Origin of the sequence: Nostoc sp. DedQUE07 (assembly GCF_034530975.2) — a bacterium.
Lineage (GTDB): Bacteria > Cyanobacteriota > Cyanobacteriia > Cyanobacteriales > Nostocaceae > Nostoc.
Window position 1 is genome coordinate 48,503 of the sequence record NZ_JAVRCC020000025.1, and the last position, 26,837, is coordinate 75,339.

Genomic DNA, 26,837 nt, shown 5'->3' on the forward strand with positions numbered 1-26,837 from the left:
CGAAGGGAGATGCTGCGCCAACAGAGGAAACCTTTTGTCGAACTGATTTTCTTTAAACTGGCGTTGAAAGGTGAGGATAACCCGGAAGTTTTCACCCCAAGAAAAAGTACAAAGTTAAATTAAACTCATAACTTATAACTTATAACTCATATAACTAATACTGCTGCAATGGTTTTTAATTGGTTCCGTCGTCAACATAACGATTCCTCTAACACTCCTTCTGAGAAGAAACAGGAAGAAACTCCTCCTGCAAAAGAACCCCAACCAGAGCCAGCCGAAACCTCAACACCAACTGTTGAAACTACACCAGACACAACGGCAGACTTATTGGCATTTGCGAAAGCTGCCTACAAAAATATTCAGCAAAAACAGCAAGTCGAGGTAATAGAAACCCCACCCGATCCAGCAGATACCTTAGCACCATCAATACAACCTGAAACCGCAGAAACGGTAATTGCGGAAATCACTGAACCAGAAGCAACTGAGGAACCTGCTAGTACAACCGTAGAAACAGCACAGCTAGAAGTTATTCAAGCTGCTAGTGAGGAAGAAATTACAGAAGATTCCTCAGTAGCAGCAATTGCTGAACAGCCAGATATTTCCAGCCCAGAACTCACGGCAAGTGAAGTTGAACTAACACCCACTGAACCACTAGCTACGCCAGAGGCAACACAGCCAACAGCACCAGCTAACTTATCCTTTTTAGAACGGGCGGCGGCAGAACGGCAAGCCAAGCTAGAACAACTAATAGCCACCGCCATTGAAGTTCCAGAACCGGAGGTAGTACAGCCAGTAGCTACAACCTCAGAAACAGGAGAGGAAAGTCCCGGACTGCTATTTGATGATGGGTTTGTCTGGTCAGCGAAAGTTCTAGCAGCTCAAGGTAGGAGTGCAGAAGACGTTTCTATTGAAGAAATTACCTGGCTGAAAAAGCTCCGGCAAGGGTTAGACAAAACTCGCCGTAGTATTCTCAATCAACTGAAGGCGATCGTTGGTCAAGGGCCGCTAAACTCTGCTGCTGTGACGGAAATTGAAGCATTGCTTTTGCAAGCTGATGTAGGTGTAGAGGCGACAGACTTTATTATCAATGCCTTACAGACAAAACTGCGAGAAGAAGTTACCGCACCTGAAGAAGCGATCGCTTTCCTAAAAAAAATCCTCCGGGATATGCTGGATGCACCGAGCAAAACATCCCAGAAAACTACCTTTACCCCAGAAAAAGAAACCTTGAATATTTGGTTAATCACTGGGGTAAATGGTGCCGGTAAAACCACTACCATCGGTAAAATTGCCCACTTGGGACAAAAATCTGGCTATAAATGCTTGATTGGCGCAGCAGACACCTTCCGCGCCGCCGCAGTGGAACAAGTAAAGGTTTGGGGTAGTAGAAGTGGCGTGGATGTAATTGCCAATCCGGGAAAAAATACAGATCCGGCAGCAGTTGTATTTGATGCGATCGCAGCCGCCCAAGCGCGTCAAACCGAATTACTTCTGGTAGATACAGCTGGGCGACTGCAAAACAAGAAAAATTTAATGGACGAACTCGGTAAAATCCGGCGAATTATCGACAAAAAAGCCCCAGATGCCAAAGTAGAATCTCTTTTGGTTCTAGATGCCACTTTAGGTCAAAATGGACTACGGCAAGCTGAAGTTTTTTCCCAAGCTGCCCAACTCAGTGGTGTTGTCTTAACCAAGCTAGATGGTACTGCCAAAGGCGGCGTTGCCCTTGCCGTTGTACAGCAGCTAGGTTTACCCATTCGCTTTATTGGTGCTGGCGAAGGAATTGAAGACCTACGCCCCTTTTCGAGCTATGAGTTTGTCGAAGCTCTTTTGAGTGGTTAATTGAAAAATTTCGAGTTAAAAATTTTTCTTACCAAACTTAGGACTTACGCAATATTGTATTATTCTTCTCTGGGAGACACTGCGCGTTGGCGTCAGCCTCTGACAGAGAAGGAGGTTCGATCAATTAAGCTTTTTAGCTATTTTTGCGTAAGTCTTAAAACTGATAAATTTAGGGATGACTGGTGTTGGCTATGGCGACTTACTCGTGCAACGTCTATCGAGGGGTTGGAATTATGATGGTTAAATGAAAAGACTCTTTCTGACTTTTGACTTAAAGTTCTTAGAAGATATTTCTTCTATTTTTAGTGTCATCTCTTCTATTCATATCTTACACTTACCAAATGACTCACCCCTAGAATAAATTACAGGCTAATGGTTTAACTCTGTTACCTTTGACTAAGAAGATAGAGTTACTTCACTTTTATCCAGTTTTGATGGATTTAAATTTTGCGTATTCAGCAACTCAAAATTTACAAAACGAGAAATTAAAAATGGAAAAGCTCAATCTTGGCGATTATCCGAGCATTTATGGTGTACAAATTAAGTATTTGAAAACTTATTAACATATACTCAGGTTTGGGAACGAGTGTAGTTCTGTTTTTGAGCAAATCAAGCTCGATTTGAGCGCTTATAGAGGTTTTTACTCAAAAGACTTCTAGTCTTCTAGCTAGTTGCTTCTGCCCAAAAAGTCCCTCTGAGAGCGTTATAAATTATTCTTTGAATAAAGTATTTTTATGACTTTAGAGATATGCTTTGGTAATTAAGTTATGGAAAAATGAAAAATTTTCTGATATATCAGCGAAACTAGTAATTTTTACGGGTAAAATTTGGACTAAAAATACATGATTTGAAATAACTAATATTCCATCAAAAATACAATAAGCAAATAAAATACTTATAAAATTTGCCTGTTACGTCTTTATACTCTTGCTAAAATGGCAAGTCTTGTCTAAATATGGTTTAGCAATGCCAAAGCCAAAAGATTTATAAATCATCTAAAATCTGCCAATATAAAGTGCAATAATACCCGTGCCTGTGTCTCAACTGCCCTCTCAACCCACTGATAATAGTAGTAGTGCCGCGACGGATGTCACACCAGTCGTGGCACTCAAAGAACTCGTGGCAAGGTTGCACCGGGAACAGAACAAAATTCAAGATTTGCTAAGTTCTTTAGGATTTGCCCTGAGAAGTTTCAATAATTTGAATCAGTTTTTAGAACTGATTCCGCTGATGGCAACAAGAGTGACAGATGCAGACGGTAGCGCCCTGTTTCTCTACAAACCTAATGGTCAAGTCAGGTTAGAACAGTTACATTGGCAAGATAGTGGCCAGCGCAAGAATATCCGCAAAGCGCTAGAAATAGCCAGTAGTCAAATCACGCTTTTACCCAATACTGCACCTCTAGCGAATGCCACGGGGATTTTGGATGACCAGATGCATCGCTATTTGGGGCCAGATGTGCAAATCTTTGGTACGGCGATTCTGGTAAAGCATACAGAACGGGGATGGCTCTATGTCTTGAGCCGCGATCCAGAATATAGTTGGACAGAAACCAGGCAAAAGTTAGTTAGGTTAGTGGCAGACCAAACAGCAGTAGCGATCGAAAACGATGAACTAGCTGTAGAACTAAGAAAAAAAGAACGCTTAGACCAAGAATTAGAAATTGGCGCAGAAATTCAACGGCGACTTCTACCACGTCAATGCCCTACAATTCCTGGTGCAGTCCTAGCTGCACGCTGTAAACCTGCCAATCGCGTCGGCGGAGACTATTACGACTTTATTGCTACCAATCATAATAAGATTCAGCCCAAGATCAAAGGTGGCAGCGAAACTAGCCGCTGGGGTTTAGTTATTGGAGATGTCATGGGCAAAGGTGTCCCTGCTGGGCTGATTATGACGATGATGCGGGGAATGCTACGGGGAGAAGTGTTACATGGTAATTCCCCAGCCGGAATTCTACAAAACTTAAATAGAGTTATGTATGCGGATTTGGAAAATTCCCACCGCTTTGTAACACTATTTTACTCAGAATATAACCCCTACAGCCGAATTCTGTCTTATAGCAATGCGGCACACAATCCTCCTTTATGGTGGCACGCAGCTACAAAAACTGTCACCCGTTTAGATACTTTGGGAATGTTAATCGGTTTGGATGCTAACAGCCAATATGAAGATGCCCAGGCACAGCTAGAGCCTGGAGATACAATTATTTACTATACAGATGGCTTAACTGATGCCGCTGCTGCTGGTGGCGATCGCTTCGATGAAGACAATTTTGTTACTGGCTTCAATACTGCTTGTAAATACTGCAATGGGCCAGAGGAGATTGTAGATTACCTATTTGACCAAGTTCAGCAATTCATCGGTGCTGATAAACAAAACACTGATGATATGACACTAGTTGTTCTGCAAATCTTATAATCATTGGCTATTTATACTCGATCGAGTCCATTAGTCAATGCTTGAGTTTATGGTGACAGAGGATTCACCACAGTGATTACACTAAATTTAATTTTTTATTTATTTTTCTTTGAATTTTCGTAGCGATCGCCCAAATGGTTGCACATCAACCTTTTTTGGGAACTTGTTTGTATTTAGCCTTTAGGATAATACATAAAAAATGATCGTTAGAATACTTTTCTGTTCAATTAAAAACTATATATTTTGCACATCTAGCACAGTAGGAAACGCCAAGGGGGAGAGCAGGTAAAAGGTAAAATGTACAAGGTAAAAAGTAAAAGGTAAATTTACTTCTTCATTTTTGCTTTCTTTCTATCCTTGTGACGCAAGCATTTGGTCTGCTCCCTTTTGGCGTTTTAATTTTTCTTTCTCCGCCGTAGCAAGTTCACAACAGCTACGACGGAGTTTTGCTTTCTTTGTTTCTTCGTCCTAAATTTGGTTTTTTAAACTTCCTTGCTATTTCAGCGAATAAGCTTCATTTAATAATTTGTCAAGATATTTCTAGAAAATATTTTCGATGAAGAATTTAGATTGCTATTCTTGCGCCCCAGCTTTTTGCAGACTCCGCACCACATTTTTATAACCATTAAATTCTGCAATCATCAAAGCAGTATAACCGCCACGGTTTTTCAAATTCACATCTGCCCCAGCTTGGAGTAATAACTGCACAATTTCGCCATAACCTCCTGAAGCCGCCCACATCAATGATGTGGCCCTCGCTGAGTCTTGAAAATTCACATCTGCCCTCTTTGCCAGCAGCAAATGTACGATCTCTTTGTGTTGGCGTTCGGTTGCCTTGATCAAAGCAGTTTTGCCATCATCCCCTGGAATGTTGACATCAGCACCATAGTCTAACAACACTTGCACCGCTTGGGTATGTCCTTGTGATGCAGCCAACGTCAAAGGTACTTCACCAAGATTTTTCCCATTTATATCTCCGCCAGAACGTAGCAGTGCCTCGACAATTTGGCTATGTCCTTGCAATGCTGCTACAAGCAGTGGTGTATCGCCCAGGTGGTTGCTAATTTGGACATCTGCACCTCTGTTAAGTAATATTTGCACAACATCAATGTAGCCTTCCACAACGGCAAGGTGTAAGGCAGTTTCACCATCTCGATCTTGAAGATTAATCTGGGCACCTCCATCTAGTAAAGCTGCTGCGATCGCACTGTGTCCAGCCGCTGCTGCTGCCGATAGGGCTGTTCCACCATCAGCGTTTTTCACATTCACATCAGCCCCTGCTGCTAGCAGTGCTTCCACAATCTTTAGATGTCCTAAGTCTGCCGCTAGCATTAAAAGTGTCTCACCCTCCTCATCTGGGATATTTACATCGATACCAGTTTGGAGAATTGCTTGTAAAACTTCTATTTTTCCCTGCTTAACGGCAAGTTTCAACGCCGTATCATTATCTTTATCAACAATATTAACTTCGGCACCAGCAGCCAATAAAACTTGCACTACATCGATATAACCTTTGAGGACTGCTGCCATTAATGCTGTACTGCCATCTTCATTAGTGGCATTGACATCTGCACCTTTAGATAGTAAAAGTTGCAAAATGTCAAGCTGTTTGGCACTAGCCGCCAACATCAAAGCTGTTAAACCATAGAGTTTTCTGGGCAAGTTGATATTTGCCCCAGCATCGAGCAGCGATCGCACAATTTCGGTGTAGCCTAAATTGGCAGCAAACATTAACGCCGTGGTACCTTGGCGATCGCACGCGTCCACCCTTGCACCAGCAGCCAGTAGCGCACACAGCCCCTTAATATCACCACTTTTAGCAGCTTTGAGCAGCAAAGTATCGTTGTTTTCAGTCATGGATGAGATCCCACACAAGGGGTTTTGTTCGTCTACCCTCAAAATTTAGTCTGAGATTGTTTATCCACTTTGGCAAGAGGGTGAAGGAAAATAGTCGGGGACGTGCGGAAGTCTCTTTTAATTTGTGCAACATTAAGCACAGAAAATAGAGTTATGCTAATTTTTATAAATATTTAATAATTAATTAGGCGAGAACACGATGAGTCTGGAACTTTCTACGTCGGTGAAATATTGGCTGAACTTCTTCCACCCGGTGCTCATGTGGGCGCTATTAGTACTCTCAATTTATGCTGCCTATTTGGGACTGCAATTACAGCGTACCAGAAATGCTCAAGGGGAAGAAAAGAAAGAACTGATTAAAGGTAGATATAACGTCAGACACTACCAAATCGGTTCTATACTCCTAGCTTTGATGGTAGCAGGTGCGATCGGAGGGATGGCTGTCACTTACATCAATAATGGTAAGTTGTTTGTCGGGCCTCACCTGCTGGCAGGACTTGGTATGACAAGTCTAATTGCATTTTCTGCTGCTTTGTCCCCTTATATGCAGAAAGGGGCAAATTGGGCGCGTGCAACTCACATTTTAATAAATTTCACTCTTTTGGGACTTTTTGCTTGGCAGGCTGTTACTGGGGTGCAAATTGTCCAAAGAATTCTCACTAAAGCATAGTCCTTTGCCATTTGTCCTTTGTCATTTGTCATTAGTAGATGATAAATGACAAAGGATTGTTGACTCAGCGCTTTTGTTTAGAATTCCCAGGAAATGGTATTTCTAAAGATTTATGAAAATCTTCCTGAACTTTGCGAGTTAAGCGGCGGGAGACTTGGCGGACAATTTGGTTAAGTAAGCGATCGCCTGTAGATTGAATTATAGATTTGGGTAATCGCTGAATAAACCGGGGAAAGTGAAGATAAACTATCAAATCCAATTCCCATTCAACTCTTGTAACCTTACCAATGCTAGTGGAAACATCGGTTTCTTTTAACTCTAGAGATGCACGATAGTCTACGTCATAACCAGGCGGTTGGTAGTCAGGAATGGGGATTGTACGGATGCGGTAAATACCCTCCTCTGGGGGCAACAATTCCAAACCTATTTTCGGTTCTACTTCATAACCGAAAGAACCAAAACGACCAATTGTTAAAGCATAGCCATTTTCCCCAAGTGATTGCACCTTCATGGGTTCAGCGCAGCGCGCAAACCATGAGGCGTGAGAATTGAGATACTCAGCAACCTTCTCTACTGGGGCAGCCATTTCCATACAATCTTGATAACGACCGTAAAATTTTGTCAACGTCGCTACATTTGGTTCTGTTAATGTGTCCTCGGCTTCTTGGCTGGACGCTACAGGTAAAACTGCTTCTGTTATTTCCCAGGATTTATATTCGCCTTTTCTTGAAAGCATAAATGCATTACTGTATATTTTGGCGTTAGTCTATATTAATGATTCCCCACACACCTGGGTCATTTCGCATTCAGATCCTATTTTGACCGAAACCTCATGAATCTGCGAGTAACTCCATAGAATTACTAAAATAAAGAACTGAACAAGCACACAATAGTTTCCCAGGATAGCATTTATCATGAAAGCATTTGTAGCAGGGGCAACAGGTGAAACAGGTCGCCGGATTGTGCAAGAATTAATCGCGCGGAATATTCCCGTCCGAGCCTTGGTGCGGGATATAGAGAAAGCTAGGGGTATTCTGTCTCCTGAAACCGAATTAGTGTTAGGCGATGTGTTACAACCAGAAAGTTTAAGTGCTGCCTTGGGAGATAGCACAGTTCTATTGGTTGCGACTGGGGCAAAACCTAGCTTTGACCCCACTGGCCCCTATAAAGTGGATTTTGAAGGGACTAAAAATTTAGTAGATGCTGCTAAAGCAAAGGGAATTGAGCATTTTATCTTAGTTTCTTCTTTGTGTACTTCTCGGCTTTTCCATCCGCTGAATTTGTTTTGGCTAATTTTGTTGTGGAAAAAACAAGCTGAAGAGTATATTCAAAAAAGTGGTCTTACTTATACGATTGTCCGACCTGGTGGGTTGAAGAATGAAGATAACTCCGACCGCATCGTGATGCAGAGTGCAGATACGCTGTTTGATGGTAGTATTCCCAGGCAGAAAGTTGCACAAGTTGCTGTTGAAGCGCTGTTTGAAGCAGATGCACGCAATAAAATTGTCGAAATTGTTGCCAAACCTGAAGCAGCTTCAAAAAGCTTTAAGGAGCTATTTCAGCAGTGCTGATATTTCACATGATTTTATTGCTTCTGTCTACTTAATTCTCATCCCCAAGATAATCGGCTCACATCTTTAGGGAAAAGTGATTTTTATGGCTCTGCCTACGCACTTTTTCAATTCGCCCCTTGATTATGCTCCTTAAAGCGATCGCTCCATCTCCCCTGCAAGGGCTTGTTCCCAAATTGGCAGATCCTCCGGTCGATCGACATCAGCTAAGGGCAACAAGTCCGCGTATGATAAATTAAGTTTCTGGGCAATATCCACGGTTTTCTGGAATACTTGAGCAGTTCCCCACTCGATGTTAACGAATAACTCCGGGATGGGTTGGCGCAAACCAATTAAGTAATATCCACCATCGATCGCAGGCCCAAGTACGAGGTCAAAGGCGTGTAACTTCTCAAAGGCTGTTGCTAAAATCTGGGCATTCACTCCAGGACAATCTGTACCAATGATAATTACTTTTTCTGCACCAGATTGAAAAGCATTAAAAAGCGATCGCGCCATCCGCAAACCTAGATCCCCTTCACCTTGAGACTGGTAAAGCAAATCCAACCCCAGCCAGTCTTGCATAAGTTGCGAATCGCCGCCTGCAAACCGCACTTCCACAGATATGTCAATGGCTTTTTGCAATTCTTGAACCTGAAATATTGTATGCTCAGTCATTTCCCGTTGAAGATTGGCAGCACCAACATTTCCCAAAGCAGGTATCAATCGGGTTTTTGTCCTACCTGGTTCTGGATAACGGGTGAAAATAATCAGGTGCTGTTTTGGGCTTGCTGGTAAGTTCAGCACACAATACCTTGTTTAACAACTAAAAATATCTTAATAGCAATACTTGTCGTTTTCGTTGGCTCTAGAATGATCTTTTCCCGTCCGCATAGCCCCCAAAATGGTAGAAACATAGACACAACGTCTAACTTTACCACCATTCAAGCTGTAGAAGGTTATCTGTCCTAATCCGCCTACAGTACATTGATTTCCAACTTCAGAGATCGGACAACCGTGATAGTTAAATAAAACTCGCCACATTTGCTGTGAAGGGTGTTTTAGTAAAGTTGTCTCCTTTTTTCCTTTATTGTTTTCCTCTTCATCAATGCGAATGTTCGGCTCAAGACTATGCCATAAGTTGCCATTGTTTTTAACAGCATCAGGAATGAATTGTCCTGCCTCTGCTTGATGAACTGCCCATTGCACGACACCATTTTGTATACGAAAACTGGTTTGCCTAGTTAATTTATCTTTAGTGGCTTGGCTTTGTGCTTGGCGCATAGCATAATAAACCTCATTTTGACTAGTGTTGAGACGACGAGTCTCCACAAAAGCCAGCCAATTAGATATTCCGAGCGTAGCTAATATACCAATTAATACAATAACTACTAAAATCTCTGGTAAGGTAAAACCACTGTTGGAATGATTATTCTTCAAGAGATTTTTTGCAGAAACTAAAGACGGTAGATGCACCAGGCTATTCATTTTTATTCTGAGAGTTTTTCAGCTACCTAGCTGTTAAACAATTTTCAGTTTGTTTAGCTTTTTACTTCGCGCTGGTTAGTAATATTTTCGAGCAACGTAGGCATTAAAATAATTATAAAAATTTTTAATAATAATTTTAAAGTAAAGTTTATTCGCTGAAATCTTGAAGAATTATTCAGAATATAATTCCATAAGAATTTAGCCGCAGTTAAAGCTTTCTGTCGATTAAACGGCTTTTGTAGAGCTTTGCATGTCAGGTATTTATATAAATTTGCCAGACTGAGATTCCAAGTACTTTTAAGTGCTAAAGGTCTTTCCTTATATGCTCTATCAAGCACTTGCAAGCAAGCTTTTTCTTGTCTTATAAGATTAGAAGAAACGGAATTAGCACTTATTCTGTACAATATTTGTACAAATGGTACGCATACAAAATCAAACTGACAAGCTAATCGCAACCACATATCCCAATCTTGAGCAGCATTTAGAGATTCATCAAATCCACCTAATTTGATTAAAGCTTCTCTACGAATTAAAGGATTGGAGCCATTCTCTAAAAAGTTTGTCAACAATAACTTTTCATAAACGTCTCCATTGGCTGTAACGTGTGTACCAGAGAGTACTATTTCACCATTTTCATCGATATAATCAGTCCAACTGTAAGCAACTGTCGCAGTAGCATTTTCTTGCAGAGCCTTTAACTGAGACTGAAGCTTATCAGGTGTCCAAAGATCGTCCGCATCTAAGAAACTAACAAATTCTCCAACTGCAAGCTGTAGACCTCGGTTACGACTAACGTTTCCACCAGCATTGGTATAAGAAAATATTTTTATTCGAGGATCTTTAATTTGTGTAACAACATCTAAAGTTGAGTCTTCTGAACCATCATTAATTACAATTAATTCTAGATCGCTCAAAGTTTGATTTAGAACAGATTGAATTGTATGATAAATAGTATTTTCACTATTATAAGCGGGTATAATTACAGAAGTTTTCGGCAAATCTTGACTATAGTTAATCATTTGATAAGGCTAATTTATTTTTTAATCCTTTGCGCAAATTAGATTTTAAGTAGTAAAAAGGACTCATCATACTAGCCAAGTAAAATTCCATTTCAAAAAGTGCAATTAAATTACTTTTCAATTCCCCTCTATAGTGAATACGGTGCTTTAATACTCGGCGTAAATTCCCCAAAATAGTTTTTATAAACAGTATTGGTTTTTGCCAATTTTTAGTATTTATCAAGCTTAACTGGAAAATACACAAGCCACAACCGCGTGCCAGAGTTAAGAGATAATCTCTCTCAAGTCGCCAGCGTGGTATTTGATGATAAGTGTGCATGGTAGGATTATACCAAATCTGCCAGCCTGCATAATGTATGTAAAGCAATGGTTCATAGTCATCACCCTGTACGAAAATACCAGGCAACTTCCCACTTAAATTAGGCCGCTGTGGTACATTTTCACGCCATACCTGTTTCCGAACAACAAGCGCCGCACCAGGAGGAAGTCTTAAATTATCTGCGTCAAATAAATATGGATTTGAACCATGTTCTCTGATAGCTAAAAAAGCTTGAATTCTTTCAAAATTTTCTGGTGGGTTTACTTCAAAATCACCATGAATCTGTCCACTCCAAGCACCTGCTTGAGGATGCTCTAATCCAAAGGTATATGCTTCTGATAACCAATCAGGTGCAGGTAAATTATCATCATCTAAAAATGCGATTAGCTGCCCTTTGGCTTCACGTACTGCTCGCAATCTCGCAAAAGCTGCTCCCTGTTCGGTTTCTAAAACATATCTTAAATGACAGTTTCCATTATATATTTTTTGGTAATTCTGGATAATTTCAAAGGTATTATCAGAACTATTATTATCCACAATAATAATTTCCCAGTTAAGTTGTTCTACTCCTGTCTGTGTTAATAGCTTATCCAAAATTTTAGGTAAACGGGTTGCTCCATTGTATGCAGGAATGGCGACGCTAATATCTAAATTTTCAGCTGTTAATTCAGTCATAATGCCTAAGGTTTTAGTAATTTATTTTTTAAAATATCCATTTTTCCAAAGATAAAAAGGACTAATGAAACTACTTAAAAAAAGTTCCATTTCACAAGCTGCTACCAAATCATCTTTTAGATTAGTTCGATATTTGAGTAAGTGTAACGTGATTTTACGTAAGTCATTTATCATATAAGATAAAAGAGCAAATGGTCTATATATTTGTTTAATATTTACCATTCTAGTTACACAACGGCTAAGTCCAATCCCTCGGAAAAATGGAATCAAATAATCTTTCTGCAAACGCAATTTGGGTATTTTGTGTGATATTTCCATTTCTGGGTTATACCAGATTTGCCATCCTGATTTTTGGATGTAAGACAACATCTCTAAATCTTCACTGGTAAGCATATTGCCTTTAACTCTGCCAGTTAAAATCGACTTATCAGGTACACTTTCTAACCATGCTTGTTTACGGACAACAAGTCCGGCTGAAGGGGGTAGTAATTTTTTAGATGCTTCATATAATAGCGGTAGATTACCCCGCTCTGTAATTGCTAAGAATGGAGCAATTCGCTTAAAGTTTTCCGGTGGTTCTACTTCCCAGTCTGGGTGAATTTGGCTGCCATAAGCTCCAGCTTTAGGATATTTTTCACCAAAAGCATAAGCTGCGACTACCCAATTTGATACTGGGTAGTTGTCATCATCTAGAAAACCTATGAATTTACCTTTAGCTTCTAAAACTGCCTTTTTTCGAGCATAAGCTGCGCCTTGTTTTGCTTCAAAGCAATACTTTAAAGGGTAAGGACATCGCCAATCTTTTTGATAGGTTTGAACAACTTTAGCTGTATTATCATTGCTGTTATTGTCTACAACTATAATTTCCCAAGATAGATTTTCGGTGTGAACTTGGTTTTGTAGTCGTTCTAGTAGTTCAGGCAAACGATTTTCACCGTTATAAGTTGGGATAGCTACAGTAAAGTCAAGGTTCTCAGTCATTTTCCGAAAAGTAATTTTGATGACGCTTATTATTATGTTCAGGCAATGGCTAATTTATCAATGGCTCTTAAATGAATCTATCAAATATTAAAACTGCACATGATGTTTCAATTTTGCTATCAACGTGCAGTTTTATGTTCAGCAATCTTACGTATTTTTTAACAAATCTTGGTATTTAAATTACTTAACTGCAATTATTATCTTTTGCTGTCACTATTGAGCCTAAGATAGTTTTCACAATAACACATCGCTTTACGCTACTAGCCAATGTAGGATTTGCAGAGCTTGGTACAGCTACCACTATTTGTAACCCAGATGTTCCAAGGCTTGCATTGGGTAAAGTTCCCATATAGTCAAAAGTAATTTTTGCTGATGCATTTAAAGAATAGGATACAGTAGAATCGGCAGTGTTTTCAGTAGTGCTATTTAGATTTGTACCTAGCAAAAATTTATCAGAGCTAACGCCTACATCCGTTCCTAAAGGTTTCCACGTGCTGATTTCAGCTAAAGGCAAATTGCTACCATCACTCTTTTTGGTAGGAAAAATAGCAACCTCTTGAGTTGTGCTATTTTTCCGAAAACTGACACTGTAGCTAAGTTTTTTGTTTTTAGCTTCGCGCTGTGCTTCTTGCAGTGCTGCGAAAACGGCGTCGTTAAACTTATTGATCCGTTGCCGATTTACAAAGGCAGCCCAACCAGGAGCTGCGATCGCTGCTAAAATTCCTACTAGCAGCAGTACTACTATTAACTCTATAAGACTAAATCCAGCATCTTGTTGCTTGTAGCCATTAGTAGAGGGTCTATTTGCTAAATATTGCTGCTTTAGCTTTGTTTTTCGGCTGTGCAACTGGAAATAATTTAATAGTCTTAAACTAAGAATATTCGCCATACTATCCTGCTTTTAGTAATATTTGTCAAAGATAGAAGCTATTTGGTAAAGATAAAGCTACTTCCTTGAACCTTAATGTTTGCACTCGGAAAATAACTAGATTTACTCTGCGCGTAACGTGCTTTAGTTTCATCTTGTATTAAACGAGCTTGTGCATTACCCCTTAAATAAACTTCCGCAGCACTTCTATTATCTGCGCTAACTGAATCTACACAAGCATAAAAGCCTCTTCTAGCAAGGTTTGCGACTGCTGGAACTTGACTAAAGTCAGTAGAACAAGTCACTGTTGCTGTAGCTGTTGGGGTTTCCTGTGCTGTTGTTGTTTGATCTATAAAATCAACCAACACCACAGGAACTTGATCGTAACTCCCCCCTCCTGCCCAACTATTCATTTTTGCTTGTAACGTTATGCCTTTTTGTGACAAGTCAAATGGTTTAAAACCTTTATTTGGACATGGGAGATATTTTTCGGTGGTAAATCCATCGCCGCAAGCACCTACTATAGCAGCAGTATTTGGAACGCCATCTTTAATTTCCCATCTAGCGATGCGTGCAGCGTTAGACCAAGTAGTATTAGTGTCTTTAATTAAATAGTAGGCAACTAATGAGTAAACAAAAGTATCATCTTTTTGAGTGCCTGTAATTGTGATTGCTTGATTAATTAATGCTCGTTTCCAAAAAACAAGCACAGGAACTTTATCTGTTCCGTTAGGTAGTTGATTCCCAGTTGTACTTGCATTTGGGCAAGTATTAGCGGTACTAGTATCAACAGTACCGCTTAGACAAGCAATTCCAGTAGCATCATAAATATATATTGCTTGTTGGAGATCGCGAGTAATATAATCTAGTGCAGCTTTAATTTCTTGCTCAGAGTTCGCTTTGGCTTGTTCCTGACCATCAGTGTTTAAAATACTGATCATAAAACTTAGTAACGGCGTAATTACTAAAAATGCAATGAGCATAGCCACCAATAATTCAATCAGGGTAAACCCACTATTTTTATTTCGCTTGTGAGAGGGTTTTAGCTGAGTACTTAACAGCCACCTCAATATATTCATTTTGCTACAGGTTCTCCTTTATGACCGATACTGAGTTATGAAATTATTTATGTTTAACGGGTTAATTATGGTTGACAACCACCAAGGCGATCGCACAAAGCGCTATAGGAGCTTTGACCCCTGACGATTTCAGTTGTCATTTCTACTAGTGGTGCTTTGCGATCGCCTAATCCCCCAGTGAATGTTGCTGCTGTTTTTCCATTGCTATCACTACCTTTTTTCAAGCTACCAGTACCGATGAAGGCATCTGAACGATATACCCGAACTCCCAAACGATAGCCTTGACCTTTATCAGCATCACTATCTGTAACAGCAACGCGAATAGCTTGAATGTAAAACAGATCGCTAGTACAGTCGGGATTAGCAAGGCTGCCATTTTTGTTAAAGCAATACAAACCAGTGCTAGCAGTAGGAGCTAACGTACTACTCAATAAATAGTCACTGCTTGAACTGGATACATTTCTAGTTGTGCTAGCAGTTAGTGTAACGGTGATTGTCGGATCTGAGATTGTTTTAGACTTTATAGCATCAACGAAGGCTTTAGCCGCTCCTGTTGCCAATTCCACCCGTTTAGCTTGTACACGAGTTGCTGTTGACATTACTAAGACAGGTGCGATCGCTACTAGCAAAATGGCAACTACGAGGATTGCCACAAGCGACTCAATGATCGTAAAACCAGAATCGTTAGACTGAGCAGATAATTCTTGTAGTTGGCGTGGGTTCATACTCGATTTCTTAATAAGGCTATGTTTTAAAGTAATTTGCGATCGGGTGTAATATATTTGTAACCTCTCTCCAAACCTCTCCTCTACAAGGGGAGAGGCTTTGAATTTTCTCCCTTCCCTATTAGGAAAGGGGGCTAGGGGGTTAGGTCTGTTAACGTGGTCTATTCACCCGAAAAGTGATGTAAAAACTCTCATTCAAACACTTTAGGATGGTTGGAGTTGGCAGCTAGTAGGACGTTCAGTTGCTGGTAGTGCAAATTTGAAACCACTGCCAAAGTAAGTAGTGTCCGCAGTCTCAAATCCATCTGATGTTTGAGTTTGTACACCACACAACAGAGTTTTCACCCAAAGGTCATCGCGGCCTACTTCTCTGAAGTATTCATTCGGAGGATCTGCTGCTGGAGTTACAAAGCGCTGGGCAAACAAGTCGGGGTTTTGCGCCAATAACGCCACATCAAAACCCCAGTTACGGTTAGGAGGCATATAATAAGGCGCTTCACCACTAGGATTAGTGATGTAAGTACTATCTGATGTGTAACCAGGTCTTGCAGAATTCAGAAGTCTGTAAAAGATACTGTTATTATTCAAAAGGTTAGCAGCGCTAGTATCATTAGGGTCAGAAGTGGTTGCAGGAGGAATTGTTGGCCCTGGTCTGACAAGAACTTGGAATGGTGCAGTAGCATAGATACTGCGTTTAAATTGGATAAATGAACCGTTGATATTGGCATCAATCGCATCCCAGTTTTCTAAGAAGCGCACAAAGTTATGCAAACCCCCATTGATTTCGTAGGTACTTGCACCCACACGAGCCGGAGTATCACCAGCAGCAACTACTAGATTAAAATTTGTTTGACTTGCCTGAGACAACCATCTAGTGTTTTTAACTACACTAGATGATCCTGCTAAAGCAGCGTAATTTAGAGTAGATGGTGTTGCGGTTGTTAGTTGTAATTGCAATACAGGTTCAAATAGCGGCTGGTATGACGCATCTCTGCTGGGTGTAGCGCTGAATAGTGACGCGTCTGTGGCTCCAGGAAAATCCCTAAGCGAACCAGAAGCCGGTAGTTTGGGGTATCTGTAGAATACACGATTAGTATTGTTGTATTTGATCTCGCTTATAGTTGATGGTGGTGGGCTAGTAGAAGTACTTGTTGTGGTTGCAAACCATAGAGCATTAGTTGCTATGTCAGGTATACTAAGCGCGTCTATCAAACCACCTATGATAATTAGCGGCAATTCTCTTACTACACTTAATTTAATACCTAGTGGAATGGGAGTAGCACTAGTATAATTTATTGCATTATTACTAATATCAACAAGCTTCGCAAAATCAGCATTAGTCGTTGCTACATTATATTTCCGTTTGAACGCAACCCTACGAGCAAATCCTTCAAAACCAGTTCTTGGCGATCGCGCAGTTGTACCAGCTAAGAGTCTGGTAAGATCGGTTACACCTACTACATCACTAGACCTTTTTAGGATTTCTGTGTTTAGGTCTAAAGCATTACCTGTATCAGTATCACTATCTAAACCCACATACCAGTCACCCGGTTGACACTCTGAAACTGGTATTTTGAAGCACATCTCCATTACATACTCAGGGAAACTTCCTCGACGCTGAATGGGCGTGACAAAGTTGTTCACGTAAGAACTGTTATTGTTTACTGAGTCGGTAGAAGTAGGAGTACCTGTATAGTAAGTATCACCACCAGAGTTAGTCAAGAAATTAGATGAAGTGACAAAGTTGTTATTCCAGAAACCTACCTTCAGCCGACTGAGTACAACGTTAGGATCGTTCCCTTGGTTATTTCGCAAGTCGTAATCACCTTCATTGCGGAAACCTTCACGGAAGTTACCAGAGAGCAAGGTAACAGCATCGGCAATTACTGATGCTGGTCGCCAAGTTTCGCCTGTTGTGCAATTTGGTAGTCTAGGGTCACTAGGCCGACAAGCAAAGTCAGGATCGCGATTTGCCGCAGCACGAGTGTAAAATTTAGTATCGTAGGTAGCAGCGCTGGGAGCAGGTAAAAGATCCGGGGTTTTGAATTCTTGTTTAGTGTGCAGATTAAAATCGCCTTTAACATACACTGGTAGCTCAGTTGCTAAAATTAAGCCTTTTTCTTCTGCTCTGTAATTAGTCTGGCGACTCAAGTTAGTGCCATTAATCAACATAATGGCGTTAGGTCGCCGTTCTGGATCGAGATTGTAGTCACTAGCGCTGATATTTTCACTAGTTGGGTTACTGCGATCTTTTTGAGCATCATCACGAGAGGCATAGATAATGCCGCTATTGGGTAATAGATATTCGTTATCCGATGCAGCGCCGATTGCTTGTGTGCGAAGCTGACCTAAATTTATACTAGTAGCACGAATTTCTAGAGGCTGACGCTGTTCAACTTCTAAATTGTAGTTTCCAGTTAATGTACCACCTTTATCTATAGCCTTAATTTGTCGGGCATCAAGAAATGCAGTTTCTTTGATTGCGCCATCAGGAATGTAGGTAGTACTCCGAGACAGAGTGCCATCAGCAATCTGTATTGCACAGATAGTAGAGTCAATTGCTGATTGTTCAGAGAGAGTGAGTTTACTGGTAGTTGCTTTGGCCAGTGCTTGCCGTAGTAGAGGATTCACAAGGCGGCCATTGGGAAATACCAAGTTAGCTTGATATTTCAAGCGATCTAGCAAAGCTACACCAGTGTTAGTAACATCATCAGCATTAGCCCCAGGTGTTAAAAAACCATAGGCATCTACCGCTTGTCCTCTAGTTATACCATCAGATGCAGTAGCGGGAGCAGCATAAACAATCCCATTGTTAGATGCTGCTGCTGTTGTCGAATTAAGGGGATTATAGGTGTTTGTAGTTGCTGTTGTCTGATTGGTAGGGTTGTAGTAGCTACTTACACAGGCCATGGGTGTTTGATAATCGTCTGGTGTACTCGCCTGAGGACTATAAGAATTAAAATTGTAGTGATACACCACCGTGGCACGCATTACTAAATCACCACGTTTTTGTTTACTTGCATTCAGAGGATCGGTCGGATCGGATACAACCATAGGCATAGTATCTGGCCAGACTACAGTGCCATAACTTTCGTTGACTCCCGACGTGCTTGGGTCGTCAACCAAATCGGGCTTTCCTCCTCGTGTTGGAAGAGTAGGTTGGACGAGTGTTCTTAGTCCAGAACCTGTAGGTGTATATACTCCTGCGCCTGTAATCACCCTCAGTCCACCGACCACATCAAGGGGATTAGATCGCGGTGAAGCGGCTGAAATTTCCCAAAAACCATCACGTCCTGTTACCCCTAAATCTGATAACTGTCTGACGCGAGTGGTACGTGTTCGATCTTTGGTAGTGCTACTTGTCCACCTCACAGCAGGAGTGATGGGTTGAGGATCGTTGTCTCCTACAAAGTCTCCTTTTGTGCTGTCCCAGATAAGTTCAGGCAGATTGTTGCCTAGTACGATGCGATCGCCTAACTCTGTTTCTATTACAGGAGTATTATCTACAACGTCTGGATCTCTAGTAGGTAGTTGCGCTGTATTTAGTGTTAGTGTTGTATTAGTATCTGTTGGATAAATCCAGGCATCCATTGGACGTAGCGTATTAACAGAACCTTGCATAAAGGTTGTTGCATCTGTTATAGAGTCGTACTCAGTAGTGCCAGTTTTTATAATAGCAGAAGTACCATAAGGAACTTCTCTAAATGGTATACGCCTAGTACGCTTACGAAACCAGTTTTCTAATTCTTCCTTACGTACTTTAGTCGCATCTAAGCTTGGATCGTTTAGAGTCCGGTTAGTTATATTAGTTCTGATTTCTTGAGGATCAGTAGTCGTAGCATTGTTAAGTTGTGCCTTCACTAATAAGTCTATGCGTTGAGCATAAGCCTGAGTGTTATACGCAATGTCATTCGAGTTATTTGAAGTGGTTTTATTAGTAGATACTAAAGTTTTATTTGTAGTAGGCGCACCATTTTCTACAAATAAATCTACGTTTGTTCCACCTGTATCACTTGTACTGATTGGACTACCAGTTGCAACATTACCGCCAACAACTATCTTGCTATTTTCTCGTTCGTAGTAACATGAATACCTACTACTGACCTGAAATAGGGTTATATTTTGACTGGTTACAGCAGTAAATAAGTTACTGTTAGTAAAGATGCGTCCATTGAGACGGAATCTCGGTCCTGGTGTAATATCTAAGTCATCCTCATAAACAACGGCATTATTAGTAATAGAAACTTGACTACGATCTTGTTGCATTTCTAATGCCGAGAAGCCCTTATTACCTCGATACTTCTCATATTTGGTTGTATCAAGAGAAGTAGCTTGAGCAATATCACTAATGGGAACTGTTACTGCATATACGAAAAAGCTTTTTTTCAATTCGCCAGTTGGTAGCTTATACCAACCCGAACTACCTACTAAGCTGGCACTAGTATCACCAGCTACGTCACAAGCTCCACCTGCCTTAGCTGGTAGCATCGGAGGGGTTCTAGCATCTAGTGGGCTTCTATTTCGGAGTGTACCAGTTTGAGGGGGAGTACGGAAGTAGATACCATAGAGAATAAAGCTATCAAATTTACCGTTATTATCTGTATCGGCAGGAAATTTCCAGGCTGTTTGTATTTTCTCTTGATTTTCTAAAGCCATACTACTAGCTGCTTCAATCATCGGATTTGAAGTACTTTTATTAAGGTTATAAGCCAGGGTTATAGGAGTTTCATCACCAAATGTATAGATAGAAAGTTTATTAACTAAGGTATTGTATAGGGTTAGATTTGATGGGACAGAGCGTGGTAGAGTCGGGTCAGCAAACAGTGCACTTATTTTGGCTTTCGCCCTGTCTAAAGCAGGGGTAGCGGCTTGCATTGTCGCTTCATTTACGCGGACATTACTAGCATTTTTAGAACGCTCAAAAGACCGAAATAAAATTGCAGTTGTTAACAGTACGACTACCAAAACTACCATCGCCACTGTTGGCAATACAAAGCCAGAATTGACTGACCCGCGTCTTCTTTGAGTACCAAAGATAGTTCGCAAAAGCCAAATAAGTTGCTTATTAATTGCAGATAAAAGCTGCTTGCTAATTTTTATGAAGGTTTTTTGAATTACCTTGAATAGCTGACGTTTTCTAGACATATCTGCTTCCTGGTCAAGTGGATTATAACGAATTTTCTATTTTTTCAAAGTTTTAACTCATGCCTATCAAGTATTTTTACAGGCATTACATGAGACGATATTTATCTAACGACTAGATTTTGCTTTACTAACTTCCAAACTAAAGTAGCTATGAAAAAGATAATTTATTAAAGTTATATCATTTATGAAGTTTTCATTTGATCCGGTAAACACTGATTTTTTCAGAATTATTTAGTTCAAGTCTGATAAATAATAAGAGCATTAGTTCACAGTATATTTGCGTAAATGTGTTTTATTTGAAGACAAATTTATGAAGATGTTGTCAGCAGAGTAGGCTTATAATACCCATCTGTTAAAGGAAAGATATCAGTTAGGTGCAAAATAATCAGATGTGCGGCTTATATTCCCGACTTCTTTAATTAAAAAGTCGGGAATCTTGTTGTTCGCATTCCTTTGATTAATTACTAATTACTCATTAGTACACCTTGGCATAAATCCCACTACCACCTTTAAAGACAAGCAAGCTTCTGCCACAAGGTACGCAAAATTAGTACCCTGTGGCAGAAGCTACTAGGCATCATAGATGCAACACGCAGTTACATTAATGTTAAAAGGATGGTTAGAAACCGCAACTATACGAGGTTTACTCACATCCGTGGGTTTCAAACCCTCAATTATTCTTAGATTTTGTTTGTGTATCCGGCGTTGCTGAATCAAGGGATGATTCTTGTAGGGTGGGCGACACAAGCGCCCTGAAACACAAGGGACGGGCTTTTCGGCCCATCCCACAAAACTACCAAAATCATCCCGCTTTCTCTGCAACGCCGTTTATCCAAGCCAGTTTGGTCTTCTCCCTACAGCCCTTTGGCTACGTCCCGTTGAGTGAAGGGGAGACGCTAGGTGCTATGTCGCAATTTGTGGTACTGACACCTTCACTAGCACTTTTTTGCTAAAAGACAGACCATTTTCATTTTTGTCAATGATAATCGTGTCTCCAGAGATAAAAGTATTCTCCAATAACTTGGTGGCGAGGGGGTTTTCTACTTCTCGCTGAATTGCCCGTTTGAGTGGGCGGGCACCGTAAACTGGGTCATACCCTGATTCAACAAGGTGATCGCAGGCTGATTGGGATATCTCAAAGAAGATTTTTTGCTCGCGCAGGAGATTTTCTACCCGTTTGAGTTGAATGCGGATGATCTGCCGCATTTCAGTGCGACTGAGGGCATGGAAGAGAATAATATCATCAAGGCGGGTGAGAAATTCTGGGCGGAAATGCGATCGCAAAGCATCCATTACCCGCTTTTGCATCGTTTCATACTTGGAATCATCACCAGATATATCCAAAATATGTTCGCTACCAATGTTACTGGTCATCACAATGACGGTGTTACGAAAATCTACCGCCCTTCCTTGAGAGTCAGTAACTCTCCCATCATCCAACACCTGCAATAAAATGTTGAACACATCGGGGTGCGCCTTTTCCACTTCATCCAACAGCACCACTGAATAAGGACGGCGGCGAATCGCCTCGGAAAGTTGGCCGCCTTCTTCATATCCTATGTATCCTGGAGGCGCACCCACTAAGCGAGAAACTGAGTGTTTTTCCATATACTCAGACATATCCAAGCGCACCAATGCATCATCAGAATCAAAGAGAAACTGAGCTAAAGCACGGGCAAGTTCGGTTTTACCCACACCTGTAGGGCCCATGAACAAAAATGAACCAATGGGACGAGAGGGATCTTTCATCCCCGCACGGGCGCGGCGAATTGCGGCTGCTACTGCTTCTACAGCCTCTTCTTGCCCAATGACTCGTTGATGCAAATGACTTTCTAATTGCAGTAATTTTTGTCGTTCCGATTCCAACAAGCGATTGACGGGGATTCCTGTCCACTTGGCGACGATTTCGGCAATGTCGGCTTCGGTGACTTGTTCTCGCAGCAACGTGGAACCTTGGTTTTGAATTTCTAAAAGGCTCGCTTCTTTAGCTTCACGCTCGTGCTGCACTCCCTCCAATTTGCCATACTTTAATTGAGCAGCTTTATTTAGATCGTAGGCGCGTTCCGCCTGTTCAATTTGCACTCGCAGCGCATCTTCTTCTTTCTTTAAGGCGCTTATCGCCTCCAATATCTGCTTTTCACCTTGCCATTGCTCATTAAATGTTTGCTGTTTTTCCGTCAAATTGGCGATTTCTTGCTCAATTCGCTGCAAACGTTCTTTTGTTTGGAGAGTACCCTTTTCTTCACCAGCTAATGATAGCTTTTCCATTTCTAATTGCATGAGGCGGCGATCAATGGTTTCCAATTCGGCTGGTTTGGAGGTAATCTCCATTTTCAACTGTGCTGCTGCTTCATCGACCAAATCAATAGCTTTATCTGGTAAGAAGCGATCGCTAATATAACGTGCTGACAAGGTTGCTGCTGCTACCAAAGCCGAATCAGAAATTTTGACGTTGTGATGCACTTCATAGCGTTCTTTCAACCCCCGCAGAATCGAAATAGTGTTTTCCACACTTGGCTGATCGACAAATACTTGCTGAAAGCGGCGTTCTAGGGCAGCGTCTTTCTCAATGTGTTTGCGGAATTCGTCAAGGGTAGTAGCACCAATACAACGCAGTTCTCCCCGCGCCAGCATTGGTTTGAGCAGATTTCCCGCATCCATTGCCCCTTGTTGGCTGGAACCTGTACCGACTACGGTATGTAGTTCGTCAATAAACAAGACAATTTGACCGTTAGATTCCGTAACTTCTTTGAGGACAGCTTTGAGGCGTTCTTCAAATTCTCCTCGCAATTTTGCCCCAGCAATTAAACTACCGATGTCTAAAGAGATGAGTTGGCGGTTTTTCAGAGATTCAGGAACATCACCGTTCACCATCCGTTGTGCTAATGCTTCGGCGATCGCAGTTTTACCTACCCCAGGTTCGCCAATTAATACAGGGTTGTTTTTGCTACGACGAGACAATACTTGAATTACCCGTCGAATTTCGTCATCCCGCCCAATTACTGGGTCGAGTTTTCCCGCTTTTGCCTGTTCTGTCAAATCTCTGCCAAATTTTTGTAAGGCTTCATAGCGGGATTCTGGTGTTTGATCTGTTACCTTTTGGCTACCGCGAATAGTTTTGATTGTAGCTTCAAGTTTAGGTGCATCCGCATTAAAGCCTTTGAGCATCTTTCGTCCAATGCGATCGTCTTCAGCAAAGGCCAAAAGTATGTGTTCCACAGAAATGTAGGAATCTTTCATCCTAGCTCTAGCTTCCTCGGCTCGGTCTAGTAAAATATCTAAATTGCGGCTAAGGTAAAGCTGATCGCTTTTACCAACTTTCGGCTGACGTTGCGTAAAGGCTTCTAGCTGCTGCTGCAAGCGGATTGGATCGACCTCAGATCGAGCTAGGATACGTATTGCTAGACTAGTGGGTTCTTCTAACAGGGCAATAATTAAATGTTCAACATCTAGTTGCTGTTGTTGATAAGCACGGACTATATCCTGAGATTTAACAATTGCTTCCCAGGCTTTATCAGTAAATTTATTTGGATCTGTAGGTTGCATCTTTAGAATTTTAGAATTTGAATTTTTAGTTTAAGGATTGGGGATTATTAAAGGGAGTAGGGAGTTGAGAGTGGTTGTAACCCTACTCCTTAATACCCAGATAATTATCCAAACATTCTGGGCGGATATCCGCGTGTATCTCCGGTGGCAATTTTGGATTGGCAATTGATGATAGTTTAATCCATTGCCTATTTCCTAATTTAAAACGAAAATACTGTTATGAGCAGACTTTCCCCAATGGTGTTATTGGAGCGATGTCTACGACTGGCTATTTGACTTCGCTATTAATATTGCTCATCAAGGACAGTATTGGGGAAATACTAATAGGATTTACGTAGAGGAGATCCCCTAACCCGCCCAAAAAGGGAAAACTCTAGCGCGTCTTCTGTGTTTACTGACACCAGATGACAGTGTGCCAGAAGAATCAATCTTTTTCTAGCTCCACTTTTTAAGACATCTGTGTAGATTTTCCGATCGCTCTTAAGCACAAATTGCTGCCCAGATTCCCGACTTCTTTAAGGAGCCGGGGATCTGAATCCAGCTTAGATAAATGACATTCCACCCTACTGGATAATTAATTTTTTGGAAATCCCTGATAGAATTATTGACTCACAAGTTGCTCTTGTGATTCCTGTTTGACTGCCGAACCTTGAGTTCCCAGTTGAATCAGTTCAATTTTATACCCATCTGGATCTTCCACAAAAGCAATTACCGTCGAACCATGTTTCATCGCCCCTGGCTCGCGCACGACTTTACCGCCCTGAGTGCGAATTTCTTCACACGTAGCGTAAATATCATCAACGCCAAGGGCAATGTGACCGTAAGCATTACCTAATTCGTACTTTTCTACACCCCAGTTGTAGGTTAGTTCGATTACCGAGTTGTCGCTTTCGTCGCCATAGCCAACAAAAGCCAGGGTAAATTCTCCGCCTGGATAATCTTTTCGGCGCAGCAGTTTCATTTTGAGAATTTCACAGTAGAACTTTAAAGATTCTTCAAGGTTGCCCACCCGCAGCATTGTGTGTAGTAATCGCATATTGACCTTTTCTCTGTAATTGATTTAGTGTTATTCTCTGCAAACATTTTACCTAGCTCAAAGTCTTAAGGTAAAAATGCTGTCACAGAAAGAATTAAAAGCCGAGAGGACAGAATAAACAATTACCCATTCTGGGCATTGCTCCCTATCCTTGATAATGGAAATCTTCTTTAATCTCAGCCGAGAAAGTCTCTTAACCACCTATGCTAGCGATTGGGTTAGGCAACTGGACTGGATGCGTAACACACTCGAATAAAGGATAAAGTACAGATGAGTAAATTTCTAGATACTGCCATTGAGGCGATCGCAGCCCGTGAAATTCTTGATTCACGCGGTAGACCGACAATTGAAGCCGAAGTATATTTAGCTAATGGTGTTGTCGGACTGGCGCAAGTTCCCAGTGGTGCTTCTACTGGCACTTTTGAAGCCCACGAACTGCGTGATGGCGATAAAAGTCGTTATGGGGGCAAAGGCGTACTCAAGGCAGTACAAAACGTCAAAGAAGCACTTGCACCACAATTGTTAGGCTTGGATGTCCTCAATCAAGAACTGCTAGACCGCACAATGATTGCGATAGATGGTTCTGCTAACAAAAAAAATTTGGGGGCTAATGCAATTTTGGGGGTTTCCTTAGCAGCTGCTAAAGCTGGTGCTGAGTCTCTAGAAATTCCTCTATATCGCTATTTGGGTGGCCCTTTAGCGAATTTGCTCCCAGTGCCGTTGATGAACGTGATTAACGGTGGCGCACACGCCTCAAATAACGTGGATTTTCAAGAGTTTATGATTGTCCCAATTGGCGCAACTTCCTTTCGGGAAGCGTTGCGCTGGGGTGCAGAGGTGTTTGCTACTCTCAGTCAAGTATTAGATGAGAAGGGTTTGCTTACTGGTGTGGGCGATGAAGGCGGCTTTGCTCCTAACCTAGAATCTAATCAGGTGGCTTTGGAATTGCTGGTTGCTGCCATTCAGAAAGCTGGTTACAAGCCAGGGGAACAAGTAGCTTTGGCGTTGGATGTGGCGGCTAGCGAGTTTTACAAGAATGGTCAGTATGTTTACGATGGTAAACCTCACGCCCCGACAGAGTTTATTGACTATTTAGGACAACTGGTTGACCAATATCCAATTGTGTCAATTGAAGATGGCTTGCACGAAGAAGATTGGCAAAGTTGGCAATTGCTCACCCAGAAGTTAGGTTCGCGGGTGCAATTGGTAGGGGATGACTTGTTTGTGACTAACGCTACTCGCTTGCAAAGAGGCATCCAGGAAAAAGCCGCTAATGCCATCTTGATTAAACTCAATCAAATTGGTTCGCTTACCGAAACCTTGGAAACAATTGATTTGGCAACTCGCAACAGCATCCGTTCAGTAATTAGCCATCGTTCTGGTGAAACAGAAGACACAACGATCGCTGATTTAGCTGTAGCAACCCGTGCCGGTCAAATCAAAACAGGTTCTCTGTGTCGCAGCGAACGCGTAGCAAAATATAATCGCTTGCTACGAATTGAAGATGAACTAGGCGATCGCGCCGTTTATGCTGGTGCTGTAGGGTTAGGGCCGAAGTAGGGACTAGGGACTGGGGACTGGGGACTAGGGACTGGGGCAAGAATTCTTCCCAATAC

General features: G+C 41.4%; 18 protein-coding genes. 5 read left to right on the forward strand and 13 right to left on the reverse strand.

The window, feature by feature from the left end:
• Positions 1–168: 168 nt before the first annotated feature.
• Both ftsY and RMZ95_RS19395 read left to right on the forward strand, forming a co-directional pair.
• Positions 169–1,842: a signal recognition particle-docking protein FtsY gene (gene ftsY, locus RMZ95_RS19390; protein WP_322682242.1), complete on the forward strand. Its 1,674-nt coding sequence runs from the start codon at positions 169–171 to the stop codon at positions 1,840–1,842.
• 1,029 nt (positions 1,843–2,871) lie between these two features.
• On the forward strand, positions 2,872–4,263 hold the full coding sequence (locus RMZ95_RS19395; RefSeq protein ID WP_322682241.1) for a PP2C family protein-serine/threonine phosphatase: 1,392 nt from the start codon (positions 2,872–2,874) through the stop codon (positions 4,261–4,263).
• Positions 4,264–4,836: 573 nt separating this feature from the next.
• On the opposite strand, the gene RMZ95_RS19400 is transcribed toward RMZ95_RS19395, so the two are convergent.
• Positions 4,837–6,120 (reverse strand): ankyrin repeat domain-containing protein, encoded by a 1,284-nt coding sequence (locus tag RMZ95_RS19400; protein ID WP_322682240.1) that lies wholly within the window; start codon positions 6,118–6,120, stop codon positions 4,837–4,839.
• 199 nt (positions 6,121–6,319) lie between these two features.
• Between RMZ95_RS19400 and RMZ95_RS19405 the strand changes: the two genes are divergently transcribed.
• Positions 6,320–6,790, forward strand: a complete 471-nt coding sequence (locus RMZ95_RS19405) for a DUF4079 domain-containing protein (RefSeq protein WP_322682239.1) — start codon at positions 6,320–6,322, stop codon at positions 6,788–6,790.
• A gap of 64 nt (positions 6,791–6,854) precedes the next feature.
• On the opposite strand, the gene RMZ95_RS19410 is transcribed toward RMZ95_RS19405, so the two are convergent.
• Complete coding sequence (locus RMZ95_RS19410) at positions 6,855–7,526, reverse strand: DUF1997 domain-containing protein (protein ID WP_322682238.1); 672 nt, start codon at positions 7,524–7,526, stop codon at positions 6,855–6,857.
• A 178-nt stretch (positions 7,527–7,704) separates the two neighbouring features.
• On the opposite strand from RMZ95_RS19410, the gene RMZ95_RS19415 reads away from it, so the two are divergent.
• Positions 7,705–8,361, forward strand: a complete 657-nt coding sequence (locus tag RMZ95_RS19415; RefSeq protein ID WP_322669829.1) for an NAD(P)H-binding protein — start codon at positions 7,705–7,707, stop codon at positions 8,359–8,361.
• A 132-nt stretch (positions 8,362–8,493) separates the two neighbouring features.
• Here the strand turns inward: RMZ95_RS19415 and RMZ95_RS19420 are convergent, their stop codons facing one another.
• The 11 genes from RMZ95_RS19420 to gloA form a co-directional block, all read right to left on the reverse strand.
• On the reverse strand, positions 8,494–9,147 hold the full coding sequence (locus RMZ95_RS19420) for a TIGR04282 family arsenosugar biosynthesis glycosyltransferase (protein WP_322682237.1): 654 nt from the start codon (positions 9,145–9,147) through the stop codon (positions 8,494–8,496).
• 30 nt (positions 9,148–9,177) lie between these two features.
• Complete coding sequence (locus RMZ95_RS19425; protein WP_322682236.1) at positions 9,178–9,828, reverse strand: type II secretion system protein; 651 nt, start codon at positions 9,826–9,828, stop codon at positions 9,178–9,180.
• A gap of 53 nt (positions 9,829–9,881) precedes the next feature.
• Positions 9,882–10,847 carry a glycosyltransferase gene (locus RMZ95_RS19430; protein ID WP_322682235.1) on the reverse strand — a complete coding sequence of 322 codons (966 nt, stop codon included), beginning with the start codon at positions 10,845–10,847 and terminating at the stop codon, positions 9,882–9,884.
• On the reverse strand, positions 10,840–11,841 hold the full coding sequence (gene hpsE / locus RMZ95_RS19435) for a hormogonium polysaccharide biosynthesis glycosyltransferase HpsE (protein ID WP_322682234.1): 1,002 nt from the start codon (positions 11,839–11,841) through the stop codon (positions 10,840–10,842). The genes RMZ95_RS19430 and hpsE (RMZ95_RS19435) overlap by 8 nt, the downstream gene beginning before the upstream one ends.
• Before the next feature lie 21 nt (positions 11,842–11,862).
• Positions 11,863–12,822, reverse strand: coding sequence for a hormogonium polysaccharide biosynthesis glycosyltransferase HpsE (gene hpsE, locus RMZ95_RS19440; protein WP_322682233.1), 960 nt, complete (start codon positions 12,820–12,822; stop codon positions 11,863–11,865).
• Between the two features lie 184 nt (positions 12,823–13,006).
• Positions 13,007–13,711 carry a prepilin-type N-terminal cleavage/methylation domain-containing protein gene (locus RMZ95_RS19445; RefSeq protein WP_322682232.1) on the reverse strand — a complete coding sequence of 235 codons (705 nt, stop codon included), beginning with the start codon at positions 13,709–13,711 and terminating at the stop codon, positions 13,007–13,009.
• A gap of 38 nt (positions 13,712–13,749) precedes the next feature.
• Positions 13,750–14,769: a hormogonium polysaccharide secretion pseudopilin HpsC gene (gene hpsC / locus RMZ95_RS19450; RefSeq protein WP_322682231.1), complete on the reverse strand. Its 1,020-nt coding sequence runs from the start codon at positions 14,767–14,769 to the stop codon at positions 13,750–13,752.
• 65 nt (positions 14,770–14,834) lie between these two features.
• Positions 14,835–15,494, reverse strand: coding sequence for a hormogonium polysaccharide secretion pseudopilin HpsB (gene hpsB, locus RMZ95_RS19455; protein ID WP_322682230.1), 660 nt, complete (start codon positions 15,492–15,494; stop codon positions 14,835–14,837).
• Positions 15,495–15,698: 204 nt separating this feature from the next.
• A complete protein-coding gene (hpsA, locus tag RMZ95_RS19460) occupies positions 15,699–20,639 on the reverse strand; it encodes a hormogonium polysaccharide biosynthesis protein HpsA (RefSeq protein ID WP_322682229.1) in 4,941 nt (1,646 codons plus the stop codon).
• A gap of 903 nt (positions 20,640–21,542) precedes the next feature.
• Positions 21,543–24,185, reverse strand: a complete 2,643-nt coding sequence (gene clpB, locus RMZ95_RS19465; RefSeq protein WP_322682228.1) for an ATP-dependent chaperone ClpB — start codon at positions 24,183–24,185, stop codon at positions 21,543–21,545.
• 601 nt (positions 24,186–24,786) lie between these two features.
• Positions 24,787–25,221 (reverse strand): lactoylglutathione lyase, encoded by a 435-nt coding sequence (gene gloA, locus RMZ95_RS19470; RefSeq protein WP_322669818.1) that lies wholly within the window; start codon positions 25,219–25,221, stop codon positions 24,787–24,789.
• Between the two features lie 270 nt (positions 25,222–25,491).
• Here gloA and eno point away from each other — a divergent pair, with 270 nt between their 5' ends.
• Entirely contained in the window at positions 25,492–26,781 is a 1,290-nt protein-coding gene (eno, locus tag RMZ95_RS19475) for a phosphopyruvate hydratase (RefSeq protein ID WP_322682227.1), read from the forward strand.
• Positions 26,782–26,837 lie beyond the last annotated feature (56 nt).